The sequence below is a fragment of the Vibrio sp. 1F169 genome (genome assembly GCF_041439605.1).
Taxonomy (GTDB): Bacteria; Pseudomonadota; Gammaproteobacteria; order Enterobacterales; family Vibrionaceae; genus Vibrio; species Vibrio tasmaniensis_A.
Genome location: NZ_JBGOOI010000006.1, coordinates 47374 through 65164, shown reverse-complemented (window position 1 = coordinate 65164; position 17791 = coordinate 47374). Strand labels below are relative to the sequence as shown.

Genomic DNA, 17791 nt, shown 5'->3' with positions numbered 1-17791 from the left:
CTCGTATCTCGTATCTCGTATCTCGTATCTCGTATCTCGTATCTCGTATCTCGTAGAAGCATAAAAAAGCCCCAACACGAATGTCGAGGCTCAAAGTATCTTTATCTATGTTGTAACTGGACGTCCCTAGCTCACTGATCTTCGTTGTTTTCAGCAAACTTAGATGGCGACATACCAAAGTGATGTTTAAACCTTTGACTGAAATAGGAAGGGTCATTGAAACCAGAATCAAACGCGACGTCTGAAATCCTCTCTCCCGCAAGTAGCCGCTCGCACGCATGCTCCAAACGTACTTCATTCAAATGCTCTTTAAAGGTCTTGTTGTAAGCAGATTTAAAACGTCTCTGTAAGCTTCTCTCAGACATAAACAAATACTTAGCAGCAGTTGCAGTACTGAACTCGGCATCAGCGTAGTTTTCACTCACAAGCTGCGACACTCTGTTCTTCCACTCTTGTTCCGCTGTCAGTTTTTGCTGCTCTGGCGTTGAAGCGGCAAGCTTAATGGTTTCAATCTGTTCAATTGTGCTGGCTTCAAGATTATCGAGCACTTGGTACTCAATTGGCCACGAAAGCTGAACCTTATTTTGAGAGTCCGAGACAAAAGCATTCAGTTCACCACCGCTCTGGTTCATCAATAATGGCAACTTTTCGATGTTTAGGTCGGTCGACTTTCCAGTATTGTCATTAATGCTTGAAGTCAATTTTGGGAAAGGCATTCCATGGTCTCGAATCGTCACAACAAGGTGCTCTTTAACCTCTTCAACCAATACCACCATACTCTTTGACTTAAAATTTCTCTTAATGATGCTAGCGACTAGACTGTTGAAAATAATATCAAGATTAAAATACAGCAAGGATACATGTCGTTGTTTAGTTTCAACTTTAATATCCAGTTCAATACCGGCTTTGGCTAAATCGTCCTGCCAAGCTTTGAGTACAGCTTCTAAGATTAAAATTATATCGTAACAAACCTTTCCCTTCCCTTGTGGCGTGTTACTCAACTGAGCCAAGCCATTTTTCAATGTCAATATTGGCGACTTACCTTGTTCATCATTCCAATTTGGGATCATAGCTGCGATATGATTAACTTCAGAAGAGAGTTCATTAGCAGTATGTGTGACAAGAGCACTCTTAACTGACAGCTGTTTTTTAAGCTGTTGATTAGTCGTTAGTAGTATTCGGCTTTGATGCCTCAGTTGATCTGTCTTTAATGCAACTTGCGCCTTTAAGTGCCTGTTGGCGAAAGTGACGTAACGCGATCGCCAAAAAACCAAAGCAGTCACTACACAGATAAGTAATACAAGAGAGCTTGCTGCTGCCCAATTACTCAGATACCAAGGTTCCGCAATAGAGAAGCTTTGGTTCGTTGACGTAAAGCGATAATGGGAGTCCTTAACGGGTTTCACTTCCAACGTATAGTCCCCAGGAAGAAGGTGATCGAGTGTTAGTAACCCCCCTTCAAACTCACTCCAAGGTTCATTGTCGCTTAGTCGATACTCCATTGCAGGTGTGTATGTCGCTGGTAAAATTCCAATCTTAAAACCGATTGATGAGCCATAAGGAATTTCATCTAAATCAGCTGTCTTGCCACCAAGTGATACTATCTGATGGTCGACACTTATCTTGCTTAGCAATGCACGGCTATGAGGTGTTGTTGATACCAATAGCTCATTAGCTAATGCACTCACCACGCCATATCTTGAGCCAAAGATAAGCCTAGTAGACTGGCTACCTGAGCTGTAAAACAGAGCACACGCACCTGCAGCCAATTCATTGGTGATCAAGCCAAATGGTGAGCCGATATGTTTATGCAGTTGCCCATCCAATCCGTAATAGCTAATACCTTTCGAAGAGCCTAACCACATTCCATTATCATCGCTAATTAAACATTTAGGACTGATATTTTCCTCAACAAGAGTAACCTCTTGAATAATAGAACTGTTATTAGGGATTCGATACACACCATAGCTACTCGCAAACCACTGGGATCCATCTTTCGCTTTTTCAATATCGACCACTTTGCCAAGCCGCTCGCTTGAACGACTAAAGCTAATTCTCTCATCAAGAAAAGAGTAGAATCCGTGATCAGTACCAACATAAATACGACCTTGCAAACCTATATTGAGAGCGGTGATCTTTGCTGGCAAAAATTTATCAACTAACCAGTCGGTGCCATAACTTGTCAACTTATTGGTTTCGATAGATAACGAATAAAGGTTTTGTCCCGAGGTCATCCAAAGCATGTTATCCGCTTCAAGTGCAAAGTTTTCAACGGGTACACCTTCAATCGCTCTTGGTAGATCGACCTTTTCAGCCTCTAACGTATCAGTGTTGAAACTAATAATACCTTCTGCAGTCGCCAACCAAATTGAAGAATCAAAGATCTCAAAGTCCTGTACCGGGTTAGAGTAAACACGAACGGGGTTATCTTCACTTTGAGAATCAACCAAATAGAGACCTCTGGAAGAAGCAACCCAAGACAGTTGATCGCGAACAAGCTGTACTTTGTTTATCACCACACTACTCGAGTGCATCCCCATTCCCGTTAATGGCGTTCTTGAGAATGTCCTGCTGAACAGTGAAAAGTATCGAATTCCGTTATTGGTCGCGACCCACATTCCACCAGCATGGTCGTTAATTAACGAATATATTTTTTCACCCGGTAACGAAAAGTCTTGATTATCGGCTTGTTCAAATCGTGTAATTTGCCCCGTAATAAAGTTGTAGCTGATAAGACCATGCTCAGTCCCAATCCAGTATTGATCGGTTGTTTCAGCGAGAGAAAGAACATGCGAACCACGCACCCACCTTTCTTTCTTAGGATTTGCAAGATCTATAATCACTGCACCATTCAATGTACCAATGACTAACTCACGTCTTGCCATCGAAAAATACAGCGTCTCTATATGATTTTTTTCTGATGCAGCGATATGAGTAAATTCTTGGCTATCAGAAAGGTACACTCCGGAGCTGGTCGCAAGCACCCATTTTGACAGCACCCGCTCAGCATCGTTAATCGTAATATCGCTGCTATTGTTATGCCGATACAATTTTAGAAGCGAGTAAGTGCTAAATTCTAAAGATTGAGTATTGTACGTATAGAAATTACTGCCATCTGTCACCCAAATATAATCACCGGAAGCACCGATATTCGCGATCTCAGCCCCCGGGCTTAGACTAAATGCAAGTGCATTGCCGATTCCTGGGCTATGTCGGTACACCTCATTATCAAAGAAAGTCCAAAACTCATCGTTAAGAAACGCGACTTTCTCTGAAGAAAACTGCAAAAGGCTACCTTTTCGAGGGAATAGGGTTCTGCCATCATAAAAAAGTATTTTTCCATGCACATCATGAACCCAGAGTCCGCCACCTTCACCTAAGTACAGATTTTTTGCCGCAAGGAAGTTCCCTTGTGCTTGAACGGGCAAAGGGTAGAAAACGGAGGGTGATGTATTTACCGCAAGAACGCTAAATGAAATGCTCATTAAGATGAACATTTTGAAAATAATTCGATACAACTTTTAATCCTGAACAGCAACAACACATGAAATATTGGTTCTCACAGCGCTTGTTGCTGATTAACCAAAAAGTGAGTTTTTTTGTGCTTATTATTATCTTTCTATTTTAGCTGAAATTGACAAAGGAGAAAGGAGGTTTGATATTTGTTGGAAGGTTTTATCTTAGCGGTCACGAAAATGCCGCAAAAAGCGGCATGATTCATCAATTAACGAGAGCAAAGTGTCGTAAAGAATACTCAATATTGATTACCTTCCACTTAAGCAACTTGTGTAACTATCTGTAAGCTGCTGAAGAAAATCAAAATAGCTTCCACCCTTCACTTCAACCTGCGAACCGACAGGATCAAGTTGTCCTTGTTTAGCGTTACTTCCACGAGTCACCGATTCAATCACCGCTGGTGTAAATTGAGGCTCTGAAAATACGCATTGAACATTGTCACGAACCAGAGTTTTCTTAATCGCTATCAAGCTTTTCGCTCCGGGTTTACGTTCAGGGCTAACCGTAAAGTGGCCTAAATTATTCAACTCAAACTCTTGCTCAAAGTAACCATACGCGTCATGGAATACGTAGTAGCCTTTGTCTTTAACTAGCGCAAGCTGTTCATGAATCGACTGCTGCTTTTCTTTCAAGGCAATCAAGAATGAATCTAGGTTCTCTTGATACGCCATGGCGTTATCAGAGTCTGACTCAATTAGCTTAGCTGAGATATATTTTGCCGCGACCTCGACTTGATCGATACCCAACCAAAAATGCGGGTCATGACTACCATGGTTGTGCCCTTCATGAGCATCGTGGTCTTCATGTCCAAACTCTCTCAAGTTAATCCCCGGAATCTCACTGATCTTGATAACGTTTTCTTTAGAACCAATCACCTTGGTCAAAAAAGCTTCTAGGTCAGGGCCAAACCAGATCACCATATCGGCACTATGAACTTTTTTGACATCCGATGGCTTAAGCGCATAATCGTGCGGCGAAGCATTGCTGTTCATCAACACATCCGGTTCACTAACGCCCTGCGTTAATTCTGTCACAATCATTTGAATTGGTTTGAAGCTTGTTAGAATAGTATTGGCACTTGCAACACTTGGCGCTAAAAGCAAAGTAGCAAGTATAAAAGATGAACGTGACATAATTCCTCGTTAATAGAAAAGTAGCTTAGGCTTGAGGTAAATGTTACATTATAACATTAGCGAATTGCAAATGAGTTCTATTCATGGATAATTTAATCCAACTAGATTCTGTGAGCGTCGAATTTGACGGTCGAAAAGTTCTAGATAACATCTCTCTAAATTTAGAGCGCGGCAGAATCACCACCCTGATTGGGCCAAACGGTGCAGGAAAGTCGACATTAGTAAAAGTGGTATTAGGTTTACAGACCAAATTTTCAGGCACAATAACAAAAGCTAAAAAACTGAAAATTGGCTATGTACCACAAAAATTAAAGCTCAATGATTCACTACCGCTCAATGTAGAACGTTTTCTAAAGCTCACTGGTAAGTTCAGTCAGCAAGAGATCCTTGAAGCATTGAAGCTCGTTGGTGCTGAACATCTACAAAAGAGCAACATGCACCAACTATCTGGCGGTGAAAACCAACGTGTGCTAATTGCTCGTTCATTGCTAAGAAGACCCGATCTACTGGTTCTTGATGAACCCGCACAAGGTGTTGATGTACAAGGCCAAATAGACCTGTACGACCTGATCGATACCATTCGCCACCGTTTTGGTTGTGCCGTATTTATGGTTTCACACGATCTGCATTTAGTGATGGCAAAAACAGACGATGTTATCTGTTTGCATCACCATATCTGCTGTTCAGGCGCACCGGCAGACATCAAACACCACCCCTCTTATATCGCACTTTTTGGCACCGCGACCCAAGAGACCTTAGCCTTTTATCACCACCAACACGAACATCACCATCATGATCTCGCAGGACAGCCTGTCGAAGGCGACGTGCATGAATGTTCAAACCATAAACACGGACACCACTAATGCTTGAGTTTCTTCTTCCCTCTATTTTAGCTGGCTTGGGCATTGCTCTAATCGCGGGGCCACTAGGTTCATTCGTGGTGTGGCGCAAGATGGCTTACTTTGGTGACACGCTTGCTCACGCTTCTTTGATGGGCTTAGCACTTGGCTTTCTGTTCAACATTAACTTGTATTTCGCGCTGCTGATTTGTTGTTTGATGCTAGCTGTGTTGCTAGTGACTTTACAAAAACAAAAGCTAGTCGCGACCGATACCCTACTCGGTATTTTGGCGCACAGCGCTCTGTCTTTGGGTCTTGTCGCCGTGAGTTTCTTAGATAACGTTCGCGTTGACCTAATGAGCTACCTATTTGGTGACTTGCTTGCAGTGTCTCCGACAGATTTGGTATTCATCTATGCGGGTGCTGCCGTGATTGGAGTGGTACTTGCTATCTTTTGGCGACCACTATTGTCGACGACCGTTAACGAAGATCTCGCAGCGGTTGATGGCATCAACATTGATTTAATGCGTCTTATTTTGATGCTATTGGTTGGGATCGTGATTGCAGTAGGTATGAAGTTTGTTGGTGCGTTAATCATGACCTCACTACTTATCATTCCGGCAGCAACGGCAAGAAAATTCGCCAATACACCCGAACAAATGGCATTCCTTGCATCGGTAATTGGTTCTATCGCTGTGTTCGGAGGATTGAGCTTGTCTTGGTTCTATGACACACCGGCCGGCCCTTCTGTTGTTATCAGTGCTGCAGCAATGTTTATGTTATCTCAAATGGTTAGAAGCCGAGCTTAGCACTTATCAGTACGATCTCGTATCTCGTATCTCGTATCTCGTATCTCGTATCTCGTATCATTGAAAACATACAAAAAAGGCTTGGTCAATGACCAAGCCTTTCTTATATCGTTCAGTTAACTTCTATCTCGTTAAACAAAAGCCAGCTGATTACCAACCCGTGATTTCACGTAGGCCTTTACCGATGTCAGCAAGAGACTTAACAGTCTTAACACCTGCTGCTTCTAGTGCTGCGAATTTATCTTCAGCAGTACCTTTACCACCAGAGATGATTGCGCCTGCGTGGCCCATACGTTTACCCGGAGGAGCAGTAACACCAGCGATGTAAGATACAACTGGCTTAGTTACGTTTGCTTTGATGAACTCAGCCGCTTCTTCTTCCGCAGTACCACCGATCTCACCAATCATTACGATTGCTTCAGTCTCTGGGTCTTCTTGGAAAAGTTTTAGGATATCAATGAAGTTTGAACCTGGAATAGGGTCACCACCGATACCAACACATGTAGACTGACCAAAGCCTTCATCTGTTGTTTGTTTAACTGCTTCGTACGTCAGAGTTCCTGAACGAGATACGATACCTACTTTACCCTTCTTGTGGATATGGCCAGGCATGATACCAATCTTACACTCGTCTGGAGTGATAAGACCAGGACAGTTAGGACCGATCATGCGAACGCCAGTTTCTTCTAGCTTCACTTTAACGTCGATCATGTCTGTAGTAGGGATACCTTCAGTGATTGTTACGATCAGTTCGATACCTGCATCAATCGCTTCTAGGATTGCATCTTTACAGAAAGGTGCTGGTACGTAGATAACTGTTGCTGTTGCACCAGTCGCTTCTACTGCTTCACGTACTGTGTTGAATACTGGAAGGCCTAGGTGAGTTTGACCACCTTTACCAGGTGAAACACCACCAACCATTTGCGTACCGTATGCGATAGCTTGGTCTGAGTGGAATGTACCTTGACCGCCAGTGAAACCCTGACAGATTACTTTAGTGTCTTTGTTAATTAATACAGACATTATTTAGCCTCCGCAGCAGCAACAACTTTCTGAGCAGCATCTGTTAGAGATACAGCAGCAATGATATCAACATCAGAATTAGCAAGTACTTCGCGACCTAGGTCTGCGTTTGTACCTTCTAGACGAACAACTACTGGAACTGTTACGCCTACTTCTTTAACTGCACCGATAATACCTTCAGCGATCATGTCACAACGAACGATGCCACCGAAAATGTTTACGAGTACTGCTTTAACATTGTCATCAGAAAGGATGATCTTGAATGCTTCAGCTACACGCTCTTTTGTCGCGCCGCCGCCTACATCAAGGAAGTTTGCTGGCTTGCCGCCGTGTAGGTTTACGATATCCATCGTACCCATCGCAAGGCCTGCACCGTTAACCATACAGCCAACGTTGCCATCAAGTGCTACGTAGTTCAGTTCCCACTGAGCTGCGTGCGCTTCACGCTCGTCTTCTTGTGAAGGATCGTGCATTTCACGAAGCTTTGGCTGACGGTACATTGCGTTTGAGTCAATGTTGATCTTGCCGTCTAGACAAAGCAGGTTGCCTTCGCCAGTAATTACAAGCGGGTTGATTTCTAGTAGAGCTAGGTCGTACTGAGAGAACATTTGGCCAAGACCCATGAAGATCTTAACGAACTGTTTAATTTGATCGCCAACTAGACCAAGTTTGAACGCAAGTTCACGGCCTTGGTAAGCTTGAGGGCCCACTAGAGGATCGATCGCTGATTGGTGAATCAACTCTGGAGTTTCTTCAGCGATTTTCTCAATGTCCACGCCGCCTTCAGTTGACGCCATGAATACAATTTTGCGCGTTGCACGGTCAACAACAGCACCTAGGTAAAGTTCGTTAGCAATGTTCGATGCTTCTTCAACTAGGATCTTTGTTACAGGTTGACCATTAGCGTCTGTTTGGTAAGTCACTAGGTTTTTACCTAGCCACTTTTGTGCAAACTCTTTAACGCCTTCTTTGGTGTCATGTAGCTCTACGCCGCCCGCTTTACCGCGACCACCAGCGTGTACTTGACACTTAACGACTTTCTTGGCTGTACTGATACGACCTGCAGCTTCGAAAGCTTCTTGTGCAGTATCACATGCGAAACCTTCTGGTACAGGCAAACCGAATTCTGCAAACAGCTGTTTGGCTTGGTATTCATGCAAATTCATTTTGATATTCCGTTTATTTTCCCTTAAGGGATTATTATTTCCATAACGACACAGTTTCCTGTGGTACGTCTGTAGGGTCTTCTCAAATCAACTGCTGTCCATTTTCTAATGGCTTTACAGTTCAATTGAAGGCCAGACGTTGAGCAGCCTAGCCTTTGAAACTTTTTACGTCTAGCTAACCGGGTTAACTAGACGTTTTAGAGATACTAAACGTCTAATAGCAGACGTGCAGGATCTTCCAGGAGCTCTTTGATTGTCACTAGGAAGCCAACTGATTCTCGACCGTCGATTAGACGGTGATCGTAAGAAAGCGCTAGGTACATCATTGGTAAGATCTCAACCTTGCCATCAACAGCCATTGGACGATCTTGGATTTTGTGCATACCCAAAATTGCCGCTTGAGGCGGGTTGATGATTGGCGTAGACATTAGAGAACCAAATACACCACCGTTCGTGATAGTAAAGTTACCGCCCATCAACTCATCAACAGTTAGCTTGCCGTCACGGCCTTTGATTGCTAGCTCTTTGATGCCTTTTTCAATGTCAGCGAAACCTAGTGTGTCACAGTCTTTCAGTACTGGAGTTACTAGACCACGTGGTGTTGATACTGCCATGCTGATGTCGAAGTAGTTGTGGTAAACGATATCTGTACCATCGATAGAAGCGTTGACTTCTGGGAAACGCTTCAGTGCTTCTGTTACTGCTTTCACGTAGAAAGACATGAAACCAAGACGCGTATCGTGACGCTTCTCGAATTGGTCTTTGTACTGCTTACGAAGATCCATGATTGGCTTCATGTTCACTTCGTTGAAAGTAGTCAGCATCGCTGTGCTGTTCTTCGCTTCTAGAAGACGGTTTGCAACTGTCTTACGTAGGCGAGTCATAGGCACGCGTTTTTGGCTACGAGCCGCTGCTGGCGCTTCAACTGCTGGTGCAGATGCTGCTGCCGGAGCCGCTTTCGCTGCTGCTAGGTGTGCATCGATGTCTTCACGAGTAATACGACCACCAACACCAGTGCCTTTAACGTCAGCTGGTTGTAGGTTGTGTTCAGCAAGAAGACGACGAACAGCAGGGCTTAGTGCGTCGTTGCTTTCTTCTGTCAGTGCCGCTTTGTGGCGTTTATCAGGAGAAGCTTCTGTATCTTCAGTCGTGTCTTTCGTTGGTTCACCAGCGACAGCACCAGGCTTAATTTTAGCCAGAAGCTGCTTAGAAAGTACCGTAGCACCCTCTTCTTCGATGATAGCTTCCAGAACACCCGCTTCAGGAGCCGGTACTTCTAGAACTACTTTATCTGTTTCGATGTCTACAATGACTTCATCACGTGCAACGGCTTCGCCTGGTTTTTTGTGCCAAGTCGCTACTGTTGCATCAGCCACAGATTCAGGTAAATCTGGAACCAGAATTTCAATTGTCATGTGCGTATTTTCCTTTTACTTCTAGTTCTTAAGTAGGGTCAAAGCGTCGTCAACTAACGCCTTTTGTTGTTTCAAGTGTACCGACATATAGCCAACAGCTGGTGACGCTGATGCAGGACGACCTGCGTATTGAATATCAGCACCCACTGGGATAGCAGCTCGGAAATTATGTTGGCTACTGTACCAAGCACCTTGGTTTTGTGGCTCTTCTTGACACCAAACGTAATCGACTACATTGGTGTATTGTGCGATGGCAGCTCTCACGTCCTCATAAGGGAACGGGTAAAGTTGCTCAATACGTACAATAGCGACATCGTCTTGCTCGTTCTTACGTCTTTGGTCAAGCAGGTCAAAGTAAACCTTACCTGAACAGAACACGACGCGTTTTACGTTCTCAGGAGCCAGATCATCAATTTCTGCGATAGCTGGTTGGAACGTGCCTTCTGCCAAATCTTCAAGAGAAGATGTACACAAAGGGTGACGAAGCAATGACTTAGGTGACATTACAATCAGTGGACGACGCATTGGTCGAACAACCTGACGGCGAATCATGTGATAAACCTGAGCTGGCGTTGAAGGAACAACAACCTGCATGTTTTGTTCAGCACACAACTGAAGGTAACGCTCAAGACGCGCAGAAGAGTGCTCAGGGCCTTGGCCTTCATAACCGTGAGGAAGCAACATAGTTAGACCACATAGACGTGCCCACTTTTGCTCACCTGATGAAATGAATTGGTCGATAACAACTTGTGCACCGTTTGCGAAATCACCAAATTGTGCTTCCCAAAGGGTGAGACCGCTTGGCTCTGCTGTCGCATAGCCATACTCAAATGCGAGTACCGCTTCTTCAGATAACACAGAGTCAAACACTTGGAATGGCCCTTGTTTATCATGAATGTTCGCAAGAGGAACATACGTGCTTGCATCTGATTGATTGTGCAGTACTGAGTGACGGTGGAAGAACGTACCACGACCTGAATCTTGGCCAGAGATACGAATACGCTTACCGTCGTCAACAAGTGTTGCGTAAGCCAGTGTTTCAGCCATACCCCAATCGACTTGTTTCTCACCATTCACCATGGCAGTTCGATCGTTGTACAGTTTATTTACTCGGCTTTGCAGCTTGTGGCTGTCTGGGTATTGGCAAAGTTTAGTACCAAGCTCTTTCAGGCGCTCGATATCAATCTTATTGTCCCACTCGATGTTCCAGTCGTGACCTAGGTAAGGAGACCAGTCCACAGAGTGAAGTGCCATTGGGCGCCACTCTTTAACCACAACTTCACCGTGATCAAGTGCATCACGATATTCGTTAACCAGTTGAGTTGCCGTATCAATACCAAACTCTCCACGCTCCATTAGCACGTCAGCGTAAAGCTTACGTGGTGTTGGATGCTTCTTGATTTTTTGGTACATCAAAGGCTGTGTTGCATTCGGCTCATCGGCTTCGTTGTGACCGTGGCGACGGTAACAAACCAAATCAATAACAACATCACGCTTGAAGGTATTACGGTAATCCAATGCAAGACGCGCTACGAACGCAACCGCTTCTGGATCATCAGAATTAACGTGGAAAATCGGAGCCTGAACCATCTTCGCGATATCTGTACAGTACATCGTAGAACGTGTATCGCGAGGGTTAGACGTCGTAAAACCAACTTGGTTATTTACAACGATACGAACCGTACCACCAACACAGAAACCACGAGCTTGAGACATGTTGAACGTCTCTTGTACTACACCCTGGCCAGCGATAGCTGAATCACCATGGATAGTAATTGGAAGTACACGACTGCCATCTTTATCGTCTAGACGATCTTGGCGAGCACGTACCGAACCGATAACTACCGGGTTTACGATTTCTAAGTGAGATGGGTTAAATGCAAGTGCTAAGTGAACGTTGCCGCCTGGTGTTGCGAAATCCGCAGAGAAACCTTGGTGGTATTTCACATCACCAGTGCCCCACGAGTCATCGCTGTGCTTGCCCGCAAACTCGTCAAACAGGTCTTGTGGCTTTTTACCAAGCACATTGACCAGCATGTTTAGACGACCACGGTGAGCCATACCAACAACAACTTCACGCATGCCTTGTCCACCAGCATGACGAATAATTTCCTTCGTCATTGGGATCAACGCATCACCACCTTCCAACGAGAAGCGTTTTGCGCCTGGGAATTTAGCACCAAGATAGCGCTCAAGACCTTCAGCAGCCGTTAGCTCTTCTAGGAAAGCTTGCTTTTCTTCTTTATCGAAAGAGGGTTGACCAGAAACAGACTCTAAACGTTGTTGGATCCAACGCTTTTGCTCTGTGTTAGTCATGTGCATGTATTCAGCACCAATCGAACCACAATACGTTTGCTTTAAAGATTTGTACAAATCTCGAAGCACCATCGTCTCTTGGCCAATGGCGTAGGAGCCGACGTTAAACGTCTCATTGAGGTCATCTTCGGTAAGAGTGTGGAAAGAAGGATCCAGTTCAGCGACTGTATCTCTTTCCCATAAACCTAGGGGGTCTAGATTTGCTGATTGATGCCCTCGGAATCGATAGGCATTAATAAGTTGCAGAACCTTTACTTGTTTCGCATCGACATCTGGATCACTAACTTGGACACTGTAATGCTTTGTTTCTTGAGCGAGTCGACGGAAGTATTCACGAACACGAGAGTGTGGTTGTTCCACTGCTTCTGAAGCTTGCACAGGCAGTTCTTCAAAAACACTTCTCCATTCGTCACTTACCGAATCGGGGTCACTAAGATACAGTTCATAGAGTTCTTCTACGTACGTTGCATTGGCGCCAGCCAAGTGTGAAGACTCGAGCCATGCCTTCATCACGCCGTTGTGCATATTTTCCCTTAACCAGTAGTTTTCACGTTTGCTGCGGTCTATGCCGAGCTATTAAAAGGCCGCCCCAAAACTTCTAGGGCGGCAATTTTTATATAACTTAAACCGAACGATTCACTAGCATGGTCTTAATGTGACCAATCGCTTTCGTCGGATTTAATCCCTTAGGACAAACACTTACACAATTCATGATGCCATGGCAACGAAAAACGCTAAATGCATCATCAAGATCGGACAGACGTTCGTCTGTCGCCGTATCTCGGCTATCTATTAGCCAACGGTATGCTGCAAGTAGGCCTGCTGGTCCGATGAACTTATCTGGATTCCACCAGAATGATGGGCATGAAGTCGTACAACATGCACACATAATACATTCATACAAACCATCTAAATGAGCACGCTCATCAGGGCTTTGTAGGTTTTCACGAGCCGGTGGCACATTGCCATCAGACACTAAGAACGGCTTAACTTTTTCGTAGTTATCGTAGAACTGAGTCATGTCTACGATTAAATCACGCACAACAGGCAAACCTGGAAGTGGGCGAATTACGATCTTATCTTGGCCAGAAAGTGCAGACAGTGGCGTGATACACGCCAATCCATTTTTACCATTCATGTTCAAACCATCAGAACCACATACACCTTCACGGCATGAGCGACGGAATGAAATCGTTGGATCTTGCTCTTTCAAAAGAATAAGCGCGTCCAAAAGCATCATGTCAGAACCTTCTTCCACCTCTAGGGTGTACTCTTTCATGTAAGGTTTCTGGTCCACATCTGGGTTGTAACGGTATAAAGAGAAATTCAGTTTCATGGTCATATCTCCTTAGTACGTACGTGCTTTCGGCGGGAATGCTTCACGATGGATAGGTTCCATGTTCACGCCACGCTTAGTCATACTTTCTGATTCAGGGTTGTACAGAGAATGGCATAGCCATTGCTCATCATCACGATCTGGGAAGTCGAAACGAGCATGCGCTCCACGACTCTCTGTACGGAAGTTTGCTGCAACCGCGGTTGCGAATGCCGTTTCCATCAAGTTTTCAAGCTCTAAACACTCAATACGTTGCGTGTTGAACTCAGTCGACTTGTCTGAAAGGTGTGCATTTTTAAGACGCTCACGAATCACTTTCAGCTCTTCTAAGCCGTCAGCCATCGCTTTACCTTCACGGAATACAGAGAAGTTGTTCTGCATACATTGCTGAAGGTCTTTACGAATTACCGCAGGATCTTCACCGTCAGTACTGTTTTCCCAACGATTGTAGCGCTCTAGTGAACGTTCAATGTCAGCTTCAGTTGCAGGTTTTGCTTCAGCTTGTTTGTTCAAAGTCTCACCAAGGTGAAGACCTGTCGCACGACCGAACACAACCAAATCAAGTAGCGAGTTGCCACCTAGACGGTTTGCACCGTGTACTGATACTGAAGCGATTTCGCCACAAGCGAATAGACCTTGAATTTCAACGTCTGTACCGTCTTCAGTTTGTTTAATTGCTTGACCAGAAACCTGTGTAGGAACACCACCCATCATGTAGTGACACGTTGGGATTACAGGAATTGGTTCTTTAACAGGATCAACGTGAGCGAACGTACGAGAAAGCTCACATACACCCGGTAGACGAGATTCAAGCGTCTCTTTACCTAGGTGATCGAGTTTCAGCTTGATGTGTGGACCCCATGGACCATCACAACCACGACCTTCACGAATCTCAACCATCATCGAACGAGCTACAACATCACGACCAGCTAAATCTTTAGCATTCGGAGCATAACGTTCCATGAAGCGCTCGCCGTCTTTATTGAGAAGGTAACCACCTTCACCACGACAACCTTCTGTTACCAAAACACCTGCGCCAGCGATACCCGTTGGGTGGAACTGCCACATTTCGATGTCTTGCATTGGAACGCCTGCACGAATCGCCATGCCAACACCGTCACCAGTGTTAATGTGAGCATTGGTTGTTGATGCGTAAATACGACCAGCACCACCAGTAGCAAGGATTGTTGCCTTCGCTTTGAAGTAGCAAACCTCACCCGTCTCCATACAAAGCGCGGTAGTACCTAAGATTGCACCATCTTCGTTTTTAACAAGATCCAGTGCATACCACTCAGAGAAAACCGTCGTTTTGTGTTTAATGTTTTGTTGGTAAAGCGTGTGTAACAGTGCGTGACCAGTACGGTCGGCTGCCGCTGCGGTACGAGCCGCTTGCTCACCACCAAAATTCTTAGATTGGCCACCAAACGGACGTTGGTAAATACTACCGTTATCAAAACGAGAAAATGGAAGACCCATTTTTTCTAGTTCGATAACCGACTCAGGACCATTTTTACACATGTATTCGATAGCATCTTGGTCGCCGATGTAATCGGAACCTTTTACCGTGTCGTACATGTGTTGTTCCCAGTGATCTTCATGCGCATTACCAAGAGCAACGGTGATACCACCTTGCGCAGATACAGTATGAGAACGAGTTGGGAAAACTTTAGAAAGCAACGCACAAGATAGGCCTTGCTCAGAAATTTGTAGCGCGGCGCGCATACCAGCACCACCAGCGCCAATTACTACAGCATCAAACTCACGAACAGGAATAGTCACTTACGCACCCCACAAAATAAACAGACCAGAGAAGAAATATCCTAGAAGAACCGCAACAACACCGACTTGAAGACCAACGCGCAATTTTGCACATTTGATGTAGTCAGTTAGTACTTGCCACAAGCCGATCCACGCGTGAACCAAAATTGAAGTAAGCGCTAACATGGTGAAGACTTTAGTGAAAGTACCACCAAAGAATTGCGTCCAAGATGCGTAAGAAATATCACCTGAGAAAGCACAGAAGCTCACTAGGTAGATAGTGTAAAGCGTCATAATGATGGCTGTTGCACGAATCAATAGATAATCATGCACACCATTACGACCAAAAGTAGAAACGTTGTTTACCATACTAAGATCCCCGCTAGTAGAGACAATACCGCTGTTGCTGCGAATGCAACCTTCGCGCTCTTAGCGCCAGATTCCAGCTCTTCAAAGTGACCAAGGTCCATAAGAAGGTGACGAATACCACCAGCAATGTGGTAAGCCAAAGCGGTTAAAATGCCCCACAGAATAAACTTCACGAAGAAACCGTCGACAATGTCGCTAGCTTCCATAAAGCCTACAGGGGAAGAGAGGGAAATGGATAGTAACCAAAGCAGAATTCCGATCGCAACAAAAGTAATCACCCCAGACACACGGTGTAGGATGGAAGCTATTGCTGTGATAGGAAAGTGGATGGTCTGTAAATCTAAATTAACAGGTCTTGTCTTTCTTTCTTTCACGGGCTCGCTCACTCAGCTCCATTGAGCATGATGGTCATTAAATAACCTTATGTATTGTTATGGACAAAATTTGATTGCAAACCCTCAAAATTTAACATTAACTTAACAAATAACGTAAGTTGAGCCTTAGATAATTGTAAAATAATTGTTAACAGCTAGGTTTCCGAAGACACCTCACATTTCTTCTTAGCCTTGCATTTATAAGGTTTTAACCAAACTTTTCAGCGCCACTATACGGCTGGCAACATTCTAATACAATTGATGCAACAAATAATGCTACACAGCACAGACTTTTAACGAATTTAATGTAAAAAACACTAACAAGTGCACACAAAGCTGCAGAAAAATTGACTTTCTGACGTAAGACCAGTAAAAAAATGGCACATAAACATCCTGGACGGATTAATAATAACAAAGGAGATTGTTATGGCGGATAAGAAAGCTACCCTTCATATTGAAGGTCAAGCGCCGATCGAATTGCCGATTACAGAAGGTGTACTTGGTACTCCAGTCATCGACGTTCGTACACTGGGTTCTAATGGTTTTTTCACTTTTGATCCTGGTTTTCTTGCCACTGCATCTTGTGAATCGCAAATCACTTATATTGACGGTGGAAAAGGTATCCTTCTACACCGTGGTTATCCAATTGATCAACTGGCCAATAACGCTGATTACTTAGAAGTTTGTTACATTCTTTTATACGGCGAAGCTCCTTCTCGAGCTCAATACGAAGAGTTCAAGACGACTGTCACGCGTCACACCATGGTTCATGAGCAAATTGCTAGTTTCTTCCACGGCTTCCGCCGTGATGCTCACCCAATGGCTGTTATGTGTGGTGTGGTAGGTGCGCTTGCTGCGTTCTATCATGATTCATTAGATGTTAATAACGACACACACCGTGAAATTGCGGCATACCGCCTAATTTCAAAAATGCCAACACTGGCTGCAATGTGTTACAAATATTCTATCGGTCAACCGTTTATCTACCCACGCAATGACCTAGGCTACGCAGAAAACTTCCTGCACATGATGTATGCGAATCCATGTGAAGAATATGAAGTGAACCCTGTTGTTGCTCGCGCAATGGACAAAATCTTTACGTTACACGCAGATCACGAACAAAATGCTTCAACGTCAACAGTTCGTTTAGCTGGCTCTTCGGGCGCAAACCCATTTGCTTGTATTGCTGCTGGTATCGCTTCTTTGTGGGGTCCGGCTCACGGCGGTGCTAACGAAGCTTGTCTAATGATGCTTGAAGAGATCGGTAGCGTAGACAACATTGAAGAGTACGTAGCAAAAGCAAAAGACAAAGATGACCCATTCCGTTTAATGGGCTTCGGTCACCGTGTTTACAAGAACTACGATCCACGTGCAACGGTAATGCGCGAAGCGTGCCACGAAGTACTTAAAGAACTGAACATTCAAGATCCACTACTTGACGTAGCAATGGAACTTGAGCGCATCGCTCTCTCTGATGAGTACTTTGTATCGAAGAAACTATACCCGAACGTAGATTTTTACTCTGGTATCATTCTGAAAGCGATCGGCATTCCGGTATCAATGTTCACAGTAATCTTCGCGATGTCTCGTACTATCGGTTGGATTGCACACTGGAACGAAATGCACAGCGATCCGACGAACCGCATCGGTCGTCCTCGTCAGTTGTACACTGGTGAAGAACAGCGTGATTTCCAAGCTCTACACGAGCGCGAATAGTAAAGTTTCGACTTTTCTAAT

At 44.5% G+C, this 17791-nt stretch carries 13 protein-coding genes; 3 read left to right on the top strand and 10 right to left on the bottom strand.

Annotated features, from left to right (window positions below):
- Positions 1–131 precede the first annotated feature (131 nt).
- A complete protein-coding gene (locus ACED53_RS04210) occupies positions 132–3518 on the bottom strand; it encodes a helix-turn-helix domain-containing protein (RefSeq protein WP_017101225.1) in 3387 nt (1128 codons plus the stop codon).
- 246 nt (positions 3519–3764) lie between these two features.
- Positions 3765–4649, bottom strand: coding sequence for a zinc ABC transporter substrate-binding protein ZnuA (gene znuA, locus ACED53_RS04205; RefSeq protein WP_017101224.1), 885 nt, complete (start codon positions 4647–4649; stop codon positions 3765–3767).
- A gap of 83 nt (positions 4650–4732) precedes the next feature.
- Between znuA and znuC the strand changes: the two genes are divergently transcribed.
- Together znuC and znuB are read left to right on the top strand one after the other, a co-directional pair.
- Complete coding sequence (znuC, locus tag ACED53_RS04200) at positions 4733–5512, top strand: zinc ABC transporter ATP-binding protein ZnuC (protein WP_012604527.1); 780 nt, start codon at positions 4733–4735, stop codon at positions 5510–5512.
- Positions 5512–6297 (top strand): zinc ABC transporter permease subunit ZnuB, encoded by a 786-nt coding sequence (gene znuB, locus ACED53_RS04195; RefSeq protein WP_009847315.1) that lies wholly within the window; start codon positions 5512–5514, stop codon positions 6295–6297. The genes znuC and znuB overlap by 1 nt, the downstream gene beginning before the upstream one ends.
- A gap of 150 nt (positions 6298–6447) precedes the next feature.
- On the opposite strand, the gene sucD is transcribed toward znuB, so the two are convergent.
- From sucD to sdhC, 8 genes are all read right to left on the bottom strand, one after another.
- The gene (gene sucD, locus ACED53_RS04190; RefSeq protein WP_017096870.1) at positions 6448–7320 is read right to left on the bottom strand and encodes a succinate--CoA ligase subunit alpha; all 873 of its coding nucleotides are present in this window, start codon (positions 7318–7320) and stop codon (positions 6448–6450) included.
- On the bottom strand, positions 7320–8486 hold the full coding sequence (gene sucC / locus ACED53_RS04185) for an ADP-forming succinate--CoA ligase subunit beta (RefSeq protein ID WP_009847317.1): 1167 nt from the start codon (positions 8484–8486) through the stop codon (positions 7320–7322). The genes sucD and sucC overlap by 1 nt, the downstream gene beginning before the upstream one ends.
- A 206-nt stretch (positions 8487–8692) precedes the next feature.
- Positions 8693–9901 carry a 2-oxoglutarate dehydrogenase complex dihydrolipoyllysine-residue succinyltransferase gene (gene odhB, locus ACED53_RS04180; RefSeq protein WP_009847318.1) on the bottom strand — a complete coding sequence of 403 codons (1209 nt, stop codon included), beginning with the start codon at positions 9899–9901 and terminating at the stop codon, positions 8693–8695.
- A gap of 21 nt (positions 9902–9922) precedes the next feature.
- Positions 9923–12742, bottom strand: coding sequence for a 2-oxoglutarate dehydrogenase E1 component (sucA, locus tag ACED53_RS04175; RefSeq protein WP_009847319.1), 2820 nt, complete (start codon positions 12740–12742; stop codon positions 9923–9925).
- 97 nt (positions 12743–12839) lie between these two features.
- Positions 12840–13553, bottom strand: coding sequence for a succinate dehydrogenase iron-sulfur subunit (locus ACED53_RS04170; RefSeq protein WP_009847320.1), 714 nt, complete (start codon positions 13551–13553; stop codon positions 12840–12842).
- 12 nt (positions 13554–13565) lie between these two features.
- Complete coding sequence (gene sdhA, locus ACED53_RS04165; protein ID WP_009847321.1) at positions 13566–15332, bottom strand: succinate dehydrogenase flavoprotein subunit; 1767 nt, start codon at positions 15330–15332, stop codon at positions 13566–13568.
- Positions 15333–15680, bottom strand: coding sequence for a succinate dehydrogenase, hydrophobic membrane anchor protein (gene sdhD / locus ACED53_RS04160; protein ID WP_004734215.1), 348 nt, complete (start codon positions 15678–15680; stop codon positions 15333–15335).
- Positions 15674–16066: a succinate dehydrogenase cytochrome b556 subunit gene (gene sdhC / locus ACED53_RS04155; protein WP_012604532.1), complete on the bottom strand. Its 393-nt coding sequence runs from the start codon at positions 16064–16066 to the stop codon at positions 15674–15676. The genes sdhD and sdhC overlap by 7 nt, the downstream gene beginning before the upstream one ends.
- Before the next feature lie 414 nt (positions 16067–16480).
- Here sdhC and ACED53_RS04150 point away from each other — a divergent pair, with 414 nt between their 5' ends.
- Entirely contained in the window at positions 16481–17770 is a 1290-nt protein-coding gene (locus ACED53_RS04150; RefSeq protein ID WP_004734217.1) for a citrate synthase, read from the top strand.
- Positions 17771–17791: the final 21 nt, after the last annotated feature.

Excerpts from the sequence above, each read along its gene's own strand:
- znuC (WP_012604527.1), top strand. The coding sequence starts at position 4,733 with ATGGATAATTTAATCCAACTAGATTCTGTGAGCGTCGAATTTGACGGT.
- znuB (WP_009847315.1), top strand. The coding sequence starts at position 5,512 with ATGCTTGAGTTTCTTCTTCCCTCTATTTTAGCTGGCTTGGGCATTGCT.
- sucC (WP_009847317.1), bottom strand. The coding sequence starts at position 8,486 with ATGAATTTGCATGAATACCAAGCCAAACAGCTGTTTGCAGAATTCGGT.
- ACED53_RS04170 (WP_009847320.1), bottom strand. The coding sequence starts at position 13,553 with ATGAAACTGAATTTCTCTTTATACCGTTACAACCCAGATGTGGACCAG.
- sdhD (WP_004734215.1), bottom strand. The coding sequence starts at position 15,680 with ATGGTAAACAACGTTTCTACTTTTGGTCGTAATGGTGTGCATGATTAT.
- odhB (WP_009847318.1), bottom strand. The coding sequence starts at position 9,901 with ATGACAATTGAAATTCTGGTTCCAGATTTACCTGAATCTGTGGCTGAT.
- ACED53_RS04150 (WP_004734217.1), top strand. The coding sequence starts at position 16,481 with ATGGCGGATAAGAAAGCTACCCTTCATATTGAAGGTCAAGCGCCGATC.
- sucD (WP_017096870.1), bottom strand. The coding sequence starts at position 7,320 with ATGTCTGTATTAATTAACAAAGACACTAAAGTAATCTGTCAGGGTTTC.
- znuA (WP_017101224.1), bottom strand. The coding sequence starts at position 4,649 with ATGTCACGTTCATCTTTTATACTTGCTACTTTGCTTTTAGCGCCAAGT.
- sucA (WP_009847319.1), bottom strand. The coding sequence starts at position 12,742 with ATGCACAACGGCGTGATGAAGGCATGGCTCGAGTCTTCACACTTGGCT.